At 30.0% G+C, this 12,861-nt stretch carries 8 protein-coding genes and 1 pseudogene; all 9 read left to right on the plus strand.

Translation table 11 applies throughout. From position 1 onward, the window contains the following. Positions 1–126 precede the first annotated feature (126 nt). The 9 genes and pseudogenes from GM661_RS05470 to GM661_RS05505 all read left to right on the plus strand — a co-directional run bounded on the left by GM661_RS05470 (position 127) and on the right by GM661_RS05505 (position 12,731). The gene (locus tag GM661_RS05470; RefSeq protein ID WP_230869097.1) at positions 127–579 is read left to right on the plus strand and encodes a VOC family protein; all 453 of its coding nucleotides are present in this window, start codon (positions 127–129) and stop codon (positions 577–579) included. A gap of 228 nt (positions 580–807) precedes the next feature. After that, positions 808–936 carry a hypothetical protein gene (locus GM661_RS18885; RefSeq protein WP_269059905.1) on the plus strand — a complete coding sequence of 43 codons (129 nt, stop codon included), beginning with the start codon at positions 808–810 and terminating at the stop codon, positions 934–936. An 87-nt stretch (positions 937–1,023) separates the two neighbouring features. Beyond that, a complete protein-coding gene (locus tag GM661_RS05475) occupies positions 1,024–2,796 on the plus strand; it encodes an AAA family ATPase (RefSeq protein WP_230869098.1) in 1,773 nt (590 codons plus the stop codon). A gap of 693 nt (positions 2,797–3,489) precedes the next feature. Further along, complete coding sequence (locus GM661_RS05480; RefSeq protein ID WP_230869099.1) at positions 3,490–3,663, plus strand: restriction endonuclease subunit S domain-containing protein; 174 nt, start codon at positions 3,490–3,492, stop codon at positions 3,661–3,663. Beyond that, positions 3,656–4,567, plus strand: coding sequence for a DUF5655 domain-containing protein (locus GM661_RS05485; RefSeq protein WP_230869100.1), 912 nt, complete (start codon positions 3,656–3,658; stop codon positions 4,565–4,567). The genes GM661_RS05480 and GM661_RS05485 overlap by 8 nt, the downstream gene beginning before the upstream one ends. A 125-nt stretch (positions 4,568–4,692) precedes the next feature. Then, a pseudogene (locus GM661_RS05490) lies at positions 4,693–5,185 on the plus strand (IS3 family transposase); the annotation flags it as partial. A gap of 397 nt (positions 5,186–5,582) precedes the next feature. Continuing rightward, positions 5,583–8,342, plus strand: coding sequence for a type I restriction-modification system subunit M (locus GM661_RS05495; RefSeq protein ID WP_230869101.1), 2,760 nt, complete (start codon positions 5,583–5,585; stop codon positions 8,340–8,342). Then, entirely contained in the window at positions 8,332–9,573 is a 1,242-nt protein-coding gene (locus GM661_RS05500) for a restriction endonuclease subunit S (RefSeq protein ID WP_230869102.1), read from the plus strand. The genes GM661_RS05495 and GM661_RS05500 overlap by 11 nt, the downstream gene beginning before the upstream one ends. Further along, complete coding sequence (locus GM661_RS05505) at positions 9,570–12,731, plus strand: type I restriction endonuclease subunit R (RefSeq protein ID WP_230869103.1); 3,162 nt, start codon at positions 9,570–9,572, stop codon at positions 12,729–12,731. The genes GM661_RS05500 and GM661_RS05505 overlap by 4 nt, the downstream gene beginning before the upstream one ends. The last annotated feature ends 130 nt before the right edge of the window (positions 12,732–12,861 follow it).

The following is a 12,861-nucleotide window of genomic DNA, read 5'->3' on the forward strand; positions in this document are numbered from 1 at the left end:
ATAAAAACCAGGAATGGCACAGCGAATTATTGCTGTGCCTGCATTATATGTGGTAGTTACACTTTTGTTTAAGTGACTATGATTTATTAGGTAAAAATGAGGAAATCAAAAACTTAGGAGGAAAAAATGAGTATTAAATACGTTCATACAAATATTATTGCTCGTGATTGGAAAAAATTATCTCAATTTTATATTAACGTTTTTGATTGTAAACCTTTATATCCAGAAAGAGACCTTTCAGGTAAATGGATAGATAAGATGACAAATATTAATAATGTTAATATAAAGGGTATACATTTAAGATTACCAGGTTATGAAAATGGACCAACTTTAGAAATTTTTGAATATAAACCTCAAAAATTAAGGAATAGTGAGAGTGAAATAAATGATCAGGGTTTTGGTCATATAGCATTTCATGTTGATGCAGTAGATGATGTATTAGAAAAGGTATTACAGAATGGTGGGAAAAAACTGGGTCAAATTATTAAAAAAGATTATAGTGAACTTGGAATTTTAACAGCAGTGTATGCACAAGATCCAGAGGGGAATTTTATAGAAATACAAAATTGGAGTAAATAGGTTGTTGATGGAAACAGAGGTATATGTAGATGAACATAGGATTCGATTTATCTGTAAAAATTGCTCTAGATGATGGGGAAATTTCTCTTAATACCTCAGTTATTAATGTAATCAATATTTGCTAAGTTACTTACAAATTCCTTGCAGGAAATTAATGTATTTTATTGAAGTTTATATAATGGTGTAGAAAAACAATATTGCAATTTCAAAAAAGTGGGAGTGTTCTTAGTGGATATTACTTTTTGTGGTGGTGCCAGAGAAGTGGGTGCTAGCTGTGCTGTAATTAATACTTATATCTATAATATACTTAATATATCAGAAAAGATTCAAAATGCTAAATTTTACTATATAATTTGAATATCCACAGTTACTTTGGTAGAATATAAATAAGATGTTATGTATCTAAAAAGAGATTCTTAAATATCTCTTGTGGAGGTTTATTATATGCAAAACCCATTAAAACAAATACCTATCGGCGTAGATAATTTTAAAGAAATTATTGAAAGAGAAGGATATTTTGTAGATAAAACTTTATTTATTAAAGATATTATTGAAAACATAAGTAAAGTAATCCTTCTTACTCGTCCACGTAGGTTTGGAAAAACCTTAAATTTTAGCATGTTGAAATGTTTTCTGGAGATTCCAGAATGTAGAAAACTTGAAAACGAGGATAAAGATTACTTATATCTATTTGAGAACCTAAAAATATCTGAAGATGAAAGATTCATAAAAAAGAATTTTGGACAATATCCAGTTCTAAATTTTTCATTTAAGAAGATAAAAGCAAATAATTGGCAGGATGCAGAATATTTATTTAAAGAAGAAATTTCCAGGGAATATCATCGTCATAGTTATTTATTGGATGATGATATAATAGAATCTTCTGGTATTAGAAAGAAATACGAACGGATTATGAATATGGAAGGACAAATTATAGAATATACAGCAGCTATAGCTGATTTAACAAAATATCTTAATAAATATTATTTTAAAAAGCATTACAACAAAAAAGTAATTGTTTTAATTGATGAATATGATACACCTTTACATTATGCGAAATTAAATGGCTATTATAATGAAATGTTAAATGTTATGCGGGCTTTAATGGTTGATGGTATGAAGAGTAATAATAATCTTGAAAAAGCTATTGTTACTGGAATTATGAAAATATCTCAGGAAAGTATTTTTAGCTCTTTTAATAATCCAGAAATAGCTACAGTAAATAGTAAGTATTGTGCTGACCAATTTGGATTTACTGAGACTGAGGTTTTGGCAATGCTTAAATATTATGGATTAGAGCAATATCAGCAGACTATTCAGGAGTGGTATAATGGGTATCTCTTTGGAAATAAGACAGTAATTTATAACCCCTGGAGTATCTTAAGTTTTATTAAAGCAGATGATCATCTTCCTAAAGCTTATTGGATAAATACTGGAGATACAACACTGATAAAAAGATGTCTGCAGTTAGATCAAGTTAAGGGTAAAGAATATATCCAGAAACTTTATCAGGGGAAAACTCTGGAAATGGAAGTGGAAGAGAATATTATTTATGAAGATGTTTTCAACAATGTAGACAAAGCCTTTAGTTACTTACTACATGCCGGGTATTTGAAAGCCAGGCAGAGTGAGAGGGGAGATGAAAAATTTCTTTTAAGTATACCTAATCGGGAAGTAGCTACAATCTATAAAAACATATTAAAGAACTGGTTTACTGTAGAACAAAAAACCAACTTTTTTATTAGTGATATGTTTAAACATCTATTATCAATGGATATAGAAAAATTCGAAAATGATCTAGGTTCATTACTTCTCACAGTAAGTAGTTATTATGATACAGCTAGTGTTAATAGACAGATAAAAATGACTGCCAAAAGAGAAGAAACAGAAAGATTTGAAAATTTTTATCATGGTCTTATGCTAGGTCTTATGGTGAATATAGTGGATGACTATTATATTGAAAGTAATAAGGAATATGGACTGGGAAGACCGGACATAGTGATTTTGCCCAAAGATATCAATAAAACAGGATATATTATGGAATTTAAAAATGTGTTTGTATCGTCAGATAAAAAGGTAGAAGATGCTGCCAGGGAGGCACTAGAGCAGATAGAGGAGAAGAAATATGAAGAAGGTTTGAAAAAGACAGGAGTTAAAAAGTTTATTAAGATAGGGCTTGGGTTTAAGGGGAAAGAAGTAAAAGTAGAGATAAATTAACCAAGTTCAGTATAGAAATAAAAAGTTACCTAGCCCTTTCTTTAGTGAAATTATTAATTTGTTTTCTTATAATTCCCGGGAAATTCGGGAGTTTTTTTATTTTGGGGAAATTTTTTAAAAATTTTAGTTCTAAAGGCTTAATCCAGAATTTATAATGCATATAAAAATATAATATAATACTAATGTTAATTACATAGTGATTTTGAACCCCAAAAGTTTGGTTCTCCAGATACTAAAAAAAGTCATGAATTTTTTAAGAGCTTTATAACTGAAAAAGACGAAGCAAAAGAAAAAGCAGAGAAGGAAAAAGAAGAACAAAAGAAAAGGGAAGAAGAAAGGATATTGCTGGCCAAAGAAAAAGAATGGAAAGAAGCCAAGTATAAAAAGGAAAGAGAGAAGATGAGAAAAGAGGGATAGGATGATGACCAGGGCTGCCTGGTTATTTTTTATTTTATGGCTAGTTTTGTCGAATATAAAGGATTTATTAATATTATGCTGAAATAAACATAGTAAAATAGTAAAAAAGACTTAATATAAATAATTAAAAATGTTGGTTGTATAATTAATATACCTATTCTTACAGATTTTTTGCAGGAAATTAATGTATTTTGGTGAAGTTTATTAATGATGTAGAAAATTAATGTTAAAATTAAATACCAGTGTATGATATATGGAAGAGAGGAAGCAATAAATATGGTAAACTTTCAGGACATAGTAGAATATTTCGACAAAGAAACAAACAAAACAGACATTCTCATAGATAAAATACTCCAGCAAATTTCTAACCTAAAAGAATATAACCAGGCCCTTATATCCAATGCCATAACTGGCAAGATAGATATCAGGGAGGTTTATCAGAATGAGTGATTTAAAGCTGTTTAATATTAGAAACGGAGTTCAGGAATTAAAGGGAGAGTCTGTAGCTTTGGAGAAATCCCTGCAGAATTTATTAGAAGCTAATCTTAGTGATTTTTTAGGAGTTCGTTTTTTAGCATCTGAATATTCTACTGGTGAAATTCATGGTGGTAGAATGGATACCATAGGTATTGATGAAAATAACTGCCCGGTAATTATTGAATATAAACGGTCTATGAATCAGAATGTTATCAATCAGGGTTTATATTATCTTGACTGGTTAATGGATCATAAGGCTAGCTTTAAACTGATGGTTATGGAGAGATTAGGAGCAGATATAGCTAAGGAGATTGAATGGTCTTCACCCAGGTTATTATGTATTGCAGGTGATTTCACTAAATTTGATGAACACGCTGTTAGACAGATAAACCGGAATATTGAACTGATAAGATATAAAAAATATGAAGATGAACTGCTGTTATTAGAACTGGTGAATGCTAGTTCTGGTACTACTGATGTTATTTCTAATACCGAAACCGGTATTGTGGAGAAAAAGAAATATAAAACTGTAACAGATTATTTGAATCAATCAGATGAGAAGCTTACAGACCTTTATGAAAATATAAGAGAATTTCTTTTAAATCTGGGTAATGATGTTCAGGAGAAAACCCTACAATATTATATTGCCTTTAAACGTTTTCATAATTTTGCTTGTCTGGTAATACAGCCTAAAACCAATAACATACTGGTTTATCTAAAAGTTAATCCAAAATCCATAGAACTGGAAGAAGGTTTTACCAGGGATATGACTGGAATTGGGCATGTAGCTCCAGGTGATTTAGAGGTAACTCTTTATAATAATGAAGATTTTGATAAAGCCAAGGATTTATTTGTGAGAAGTTATGAGGGGAGTTGATTTCAGTGGTGGTATATCATAGGGAAAAGATCTTTAAAGAAGCCATAGAAAAATAGGTCTTAGAGCATGGTTATGAAAAGGGATATTTAAAATGATTATTCCTGACCCCATATATTTTTTATAATTCCAGAAGAAGAATAGGACGAATAATGAAAAAATATGGTCTGATTTCAAAGTATACCATGAAGCAATACAAGCTTCATTCAACTAAATGTAATGAAGATAAAATAGCAAATATTGTTAAAAGAAAGACTGCATCCCTTGCTATTAAGGCTTTTTCTAGTATCCATAGACCGCTTAATGAAATTAACATTTTACATACTGATAGATAATGAATTCAAAAATAATGCTATAGATCAACAACTTTTAAATACATTTAATATTGATCGTTCTTTAAGTAAAAAAGGTTGCCCCTATGATAATGCTGTTGCAGAAGCTGCTTTTAAAGTAGTAAAGACAGAGTTTGCTTTTGATAGAATATTTACTAACTTTGAGGAATTGAAATATGAGCTATTTGATTATGTTAACTGGTATAATAACCATAGAATACATGGGTCATTAGATTATCTTACCCCTGTAGAATATAGGATGTTAATGTCCGAGAAAAAAGTGTGCTAAAAAGGGTTGACAATCCAGTTATTTATCATATGTTCTATAATAAGGTCTACATTATCAATAATCTCATCTTTAAGGCCAATGATTTCTTTGAATTTATCTATACAAACAAAATTCCCATAAGAAGTCACAGTATTATTATCAAAATCAAAATGAAGCAATTCTTTTTTTAAAGAATTTATCCTGTTATAACAGGAAGCATAGCAATTTAGGTTAAATACTTTCCGATTTCAGGTTTAAGTTATTTAAATTATAGAAATTAATAAATACAAACTACAGTGATCTAATATTAGGAGAAATAATAATTCTTGAAAGACAGAAAAACTATTGAATTTAATAACAATCAATATATTATAAAATATTATAAAAATAATATAAAATATTAAAGAGGGTGTTTAAAGTGAATAAACAAGAATTAGCAGCAAAAATCTGGGAAACGGCTAATGAGTTACGTGGAAGCATGGAAGCGAGTGAATATAAGGACTATATTCTAGGATTTATATTTTACAAATACCTATCAGAAAAAGAAGTTAACTTTTTATTAGGCAAAGGTTTCGAAAAAGAAGATATTGAGGATCTTAAAGAGAATGATGACGAAGATGTTAATTGGATATCTAATAATTTAGGTTATTTCATTGAACCAAAGCACTTATTTCAAACATGGATTAAAAGTGGGTCTGACTTTACTGTTGATAATGTTAGAACAGCCCTATCTGCATTTAATAGAAACATTAATCCAAATAAGAAAAAAATATTTGGGGGAGTACTTAATACTTTAGAACAGGGTCTTTCTAAATTAGGTGATACTGCTACAAGCCAAACAAAGGCTATTAGACAACTAGTAAGTCTTGTAAATGATGTTCCTACAAATAATCGAAAATATGATACCTTAGGTTATATCTATGAATACTTAATCAGTCAGTTTGCAGCAGGTGCAGGAAAAAAAGCTGGTGAATTTTATACTCCTCACGAAGTTTCTCTTGTGATGGCTGAGATCGTAGCAGAACATTTAAAAGATCAAGAAACAATTCAAATCTATGACCCTACTAGTGGTTCTGGCTCACTACTCCTTAATATTGGACAAGCTATTAGCAAATATATTGATAATCCAAATAAGATTAAGTATTATGCACAGGAAAAGATTCATAGCACTTATAACTTAACTCGTATGAATCTAGTAATGCATGAAGTATTACCAGATAATATGGTAATTAGAAATGGAGATACCCTAGAAAGAGACTTTCCATATTTTGAAGATAGTGATCCTGAAGGGACTTACGAGCCAATTTTTGTAGATGCTGTAGTTTCAAATCCACCTTATAGTCAACGGTGGGATCCTGCTGACAAAGGACATGACCCCCGTTTTTCTTCCTATGGTTTGGCACCAAAGAGTAAGGCAGATTATGCATTTTTACTCCACAGCTTATATCACCTAAAAAGAGAAGGGATATTAACAATCATTCTTCCCCATGGTGTACTATTCCGTGGAGGTGAAGAAGAAAATATTCGAAAAAAATTAATTGATAATATAGATGCAATTATAGGATTACCCCCAAATATCTTTTTCGGAACAGGGATACCAACTATTATTATGGTTTTAAAAAAGAAAAAAGGTAACGATAATATACTCTTTATAGATGCTTCCAAAGGTTTCAAAAAACACGGGAGTAAAAATGTATTACAATCATCAGATATTAAGCGGATTGTGGATACTGTTATTGAACGTGAAAATGTAGAAAAGTATGCACGCCTGGTATTCATAGATGACATTATTAAAAATGAATACAACCTAAATATTACTCGTTATATTAGCTCAGATGAAGATGATGAAGAATGGGATGTTTATGCAACTATGCTTGGTGGTATTCCTAAAACCGAATTAAAAAAATATAGCAATATTTGGGGAGCGATGCCTAACTTATATAATGATTTATTTGATGAAAAAAATCAGAAATATGTTGAATTAAAGTCTGGTAATGTTCGGGATTTAATTAAAAATTCACGCGACTCAAATGAGTTTAAATCGAAATTCAATAGTAAATTTAGTGATTATAGTGATTTTCTATCGGAACAATTGATTGAAAATGCTATGGATATAAAACTAGCTATAAAAAAAGAGGTTTTAGTTAAGGATTTATTTAATCGATTTAAGACTATTCCTTTAATTGATAGGTACATAGCTTATCAAATCTTTGATGATACATGGAAGATAATAGCTAATGATTTAGAGAGTATGCAACAAGAGTCATTTGATGCTTTAAGAGCTGTCGATCCAAATATGGTTATGAAAACGAAAAAAGGGAAAAAGGTAGAAGAGCAAGACGGGTGGAAGGGGCGTATTATCCCCTTTGAAGTAGTTCAAAATAGCATATTGAAAGAAGAAAAAAATGAAGTAGATAGACTAGAATCTCGACAAATGGATATTCAAGAAGAACTTACAAACATTATTAATACACTTTCAGAAGAGGAAGGTGAATATAGTGTTTTAAATGATAAAAATGATAAGTTTCTAATTAATGATACTAAAGCAGCATTAAATGAGTTATTTGAAGAAATAGAAACTCCTGAGCTAAATGCATTAAATAAATATAATGAGTTGTATAGTAACGAAAGTACTTCTGTTTTGCTGGAATTCATTAATAATCATAATGAGATTAATTGGGATTCAATGAGGAAAAAGAAAGATGGCACACCATATATAAACGAATTAAGAGATTATATTCTGACACTACAGAAAAACTACGAGTTTCCTGAAGACTCCTTTGGAGCAAAACTATCAGCTGCCGTTTCTTTAATTGATGAAGAAAAGCAAGTAAAAAAAGATTTTAAGGAAAAAACAAATGGACTACACATGTTAACAAAGAAGACTATTGAAGAACTTACAGATGAAGAAGCTAAAGATATGCTTAAGTTAAAGTGGATTGAACCTTTAGTAAATTCTCTTTTAGAACTTCCTAATAAACTTATTGATGATATAGCAGAAAGCTTGTCTAACCTTAATAAAAAATATGAAGATACGCTTATAGATATTGAAGATAAAATAGATTCTTCCTCAAGAAAATTAAATACTTACCTAAATGAATTAACTGGAAGCGAGTTTGATATAAAAGGATTAAGTGAGTTTAAGAAGTTATTAAGTGGTGATAATGATGGGAGATAAAATACCAGAATTAAGATTTAATGGATTTGAGGATAAATGGGAGGAACATCTGTTTAAAGACTTTACTAAACTCTCTCAAGGACTTCAAATAGCTATTGATAAGCGTTTCACTGAACCGGGCAAAAATAGAGAGTTTTATATTACAAATGAATTTTTAAAACCAGAAAGTAAAACAAGATACTATATAGAATCACCATCAATAAACGTAGTGGCTAATAAAGAAGATGTTTTAATGACTAGAACTGGAAATACGGGAGAAATAGTTACTGATGTTAAAGGGGCTTTTCATAATAATTTCTTTAAAATTGACTATTGTAGGACTGTCGTGAAAAAGAATTTTTTATATTATTTTCTCAATTCATCTCGTATACAAAAAGAAATACTTGCTAGAGCTGGTTCATCTACTATACCAGATTTAAATCATAATGATTTTTATAAAATTGTCGCTTTTTTACCATCTCTTGCCGAACAAAACAAAATTGGCTACCTCTTTAAAGAACTTGACCAAAGCATCAACTACGAACAACAAAAATTAAAGAAATTAAAACAATTAAAGCTGGCTATGTTACAAAAGATGTTTCCTAAAGAAGGAGAGAAAATACCAGAAATAAGGTTTAATGGATTTGAAGGAGATTGGGATGAGGCATTACTTGGAGAGTGTGGGGAAACTTATACAGGACTTTCTGGGAAAACCAAAAATGACTTTGGGCATGGAAATGCAGAATATGTAACATATTTAAGCGTTTTTAACAATCCTATTTTATATAAAAATGGCACAGATAGAATTGAAATTGATTCAAATCAAAATGAAGTAATGTTTGGAGATGTAATATTCACGATTTCATCAGAAACACCTGGAGAGGTCGGAATGGCTTCTGTTTGGCATCAGAAGCGGAAAAATATTTATTTAAATAGTTTTTGTTTTGGCTACAGACCACAGGAAGAATTCAACAACTTTTATTTAGGCTACGTTCTTCGAACTAATTTAGTCAGGTCACAATTTATAAAACTTGCTCAAGGAGTATCACGATATAATATTTCAAAACATAAAGCTATGAATATAGAATTTCCAATTACTTCTATTAAAGAACAAGAAAAAATCGGAAAGTTTTTTAAAGAACTTGATGAAAATATTACTTCTCATCAAAATAAACTGAAAAAGCTTAAACAATTTAAACAAGCAATGCTTCAGAAGATGTTTGTAGCTAATGAGGGGAGGAGTAATAATTGATATTTAAAGATGAACGTTCATTCGAAGATGCTTTAATAAATTTATTGACTAGTCAAAAAGGCTGGGATGATGTCTTAAATAATCCCAACGAAGAAGATTTAATTAATAATTGGGCAGAAATCCTTTTTAATAATAATAAAGAACAGGATAGGCTTAATAATGTACCTTTAAATCGTTCTGAAATGAACCAGATTCTAGAACAAATAAACTCTCTAGCTTCTCCACTTAAGAAAAATGAATTTATCAATGGCAAATCTGTATCGATAAAGCGGGAAAATGAAAAAGATACCCTTCATTTTGGCAAAGAAGTTAGTTTAAAGATATATGATAGACAAGAGATTGCAGCAGGTCAGAGTTATTATCAAATCGCTAGACAACCTCGTTTTACCAAAAAATCCCCTTTATTAAGTGAGCGAAGAGGAGATTTTATGCTTCTTATTAATGGCATGCCTGTTATTCATGTAGAGTTAAAAAGAAGTAGTACTCCAATAAGTAAGCCTATTCACCAAATTAAACAATATATGTATGAACAAGTTTTTATAGGAATATTTTCACTAATTCAAGTTTTTGTTGCTATGACTCCAGATGAGACAGTTTATTTTGCAAATCCTGGTGAAGCGGAGTTGTTTAATAAAGATTATTTCTTCCGCTGGGCTGATTTTAATAATGAACCTGTTAATGATTGGAAGCAGATTGCTGACACAATACTATCTATTCCTATGGCTCATCAAATAATAGGTTTCTATACAATACCAGACTCTTCAGATAATACACTTAAGGTAATGCGGAGTTATCAAATTTATGCTGCTAGAGAGATTGCAAATCGTGTAGTAAAAATTGATTGGCATGAAAAAGATCAATTGGGTGGATACATCTGGCATACCACAGGTTCTGGTAAAACACTTACCAGCTTTAAATCCGCACAATTAATTGCATCATCTGGGGAAACAGATAAAGTAGTTTTTCTTATGGATAGAATTGAATTAGGCTCACAATCCTTAGCTGAATTTAAAGGCTTTGCAGAATTGGAAGACGAAATACATGGAACTGATTCTACTCTTGATTTGATAAGCAAGTTGAAAAGTGATAATCCTACTGAAACCTTGATAGTGACCTCTATACAAAAAATGTCTAATATTAAATCAGATGGAATAAAATATGCTGAATTAAGGGCAATTCAATCAAAAAGAATAGTAATTATTATAGATGAAGCTCACCGTTCAACCTTTGGTGAAATGTTAGCAAGAATTAAATTCGAAACCTTTCCTGATGCAATTTACTTTGGATTTACAGGAACCCCTATCCATGAAGAAAACATGAGAAAAGATAGTACCACAGCAACTATTTTTGGAGATGAGTTACACAGATATAGTTTAGTAGATGGGATACGGGATAAAAATGTACTAGGTTTTGATGCAACAAAAGTAGCCACTTTTAAGGATATCACAATAAGAAGAGAAGTAGCACTAATGAAAGCAAAAGCCAATAATGAAGTAGATGCTGTCAATGATCCAGTAAAGTCTAAAATATATTATAAATACATGGATGAAAAACAGGTACCAATAGTGGGTTATTATAATGAAAATGGAATCTATATCAGCGGAATTGAAGATTATATTCCTATGTCGCAATATAGAAGAGTTGAACACCAACAAGAAGTAACTAGAGATATATTAGAAAACTGGATAAGATTAAGTAGGAATGGAAAGTTTCATGCTTTACTTGCAACATCATCTATTATAGAGGCAATAGAATATTACCGAATATTAAAGGATAATCCTTTAGGAGTTAAGGTGACTGCTTTATTTGATAAAAACTTTGATTATACTGGAGATACTATATTTAAACAAGATGGTTTAGTAGAAATAATAGAAGATTATAACACCATGTACGGTCAAGATTTCTCTATACCAAAGCAAGCCCAATTTAAGAAAGATATTACCTTAAGATTGGCACATAAGTATCCTTATCATAATATTGATAGAGATAATCAAATAGATATTGTAATTGTGGTGGATCAATTACTTACAGGCTATGATTCTAAATATATAAATACGTTATATTTAGATAAAGTCACAGAATATGCTAATATTATACAAGCATTTTCAAGGACAAATAGACTTATGGGATCTGAAAAGCCCTTCGGAATTATTCGTTACTATCGGAAAGTACACACAATGGAAAAAAATATTAAAAAAGCAGTTAAACTATATTCTGGTGACAAGGAAATAGGATTATTTGTGGAGAAACTGGGGAGTAACTTACTTGCGATGAATAGAATTTATGAAGATATAAAAAGTGTTTTTGAATCAAATGGGATTCATAATTTTGAAAAATTACCTGATTCCGATGTAGCTAAACAAAAGTTTGCTGATTTATTTAAAGAATTTAATACTCTCTTAGAAGCTGCATTAATCCAAGGGTTTAATTGGGAAAAAAATGAATACTTCTGTGAAGTTAAACCAGGAGAGCCTAAGGTAAAAATTTCTATACTTTCTGACAAGCAAGTATATCAAGCATGGTTACTACGATACAAAGAACTTGGTGGAGGAGAAGGCGGTGGAACTGGAGTTGATAATATCCCCTTTGATATAGATTATGAAATAGTAGAAAAGGATTCTGAAAGAATTGATTATGATTACCTTAATGCAAACTTTAGAAAATACATTAGATTAAGAAAAGATAAAAGTGATCCTGAGGAGTTAGATAGAGTTATTAATGATCTACATCGTTTCTTTTTAACTTTAACTAAGGAACAACAGAAATATGCTGATATGGTATTATACGATCTTCAAAACGGAGCTCTAATTGTAGAAGATGATAAAGAATTTATGGATTATATTAATGAATATCAATCAAAAATAGAATATAATCAAATTCAAAATATAGTCAATTCCTTTGGATTAGACAATTCATTATTAAATAACATGTTAAATTTAAGATTAACAGATAAAACTATAAATGAATTTGGGCGGTTTGATAAATTAATGGATTCAGTTGATATAAAAACAACTAGAAAGTGGTTTGAAGAACAACTTGGTCATAAAATGAAACTTCGAGAAGTATATTCAAAAATAGATCAATTATTAAGAGATTTTATTATAGGAGGTGGTTTTGATATAGAGGAATATATTCGTATTGATATTGACAAGAATTAGGGATAGTATGTAAAAAAACAAAAAGAGTAGGATTTTTATAATTTAATTTGAATAATACACACAATTTTTACGAGTTAAGAAAAGAACATTAATCTAATCTTTTTGATCCAAAAAATACCTAGATTTTAAT

It is taken from the genome of Iocasia fonsfrigidae (assembly GCF_017751145.1).
Lineage (GTDB): Bacteria > Bacillota > Halanaerobiia > Halanaerobiales > DTU029 > Iocasia > Iocasia fonsfrigidae.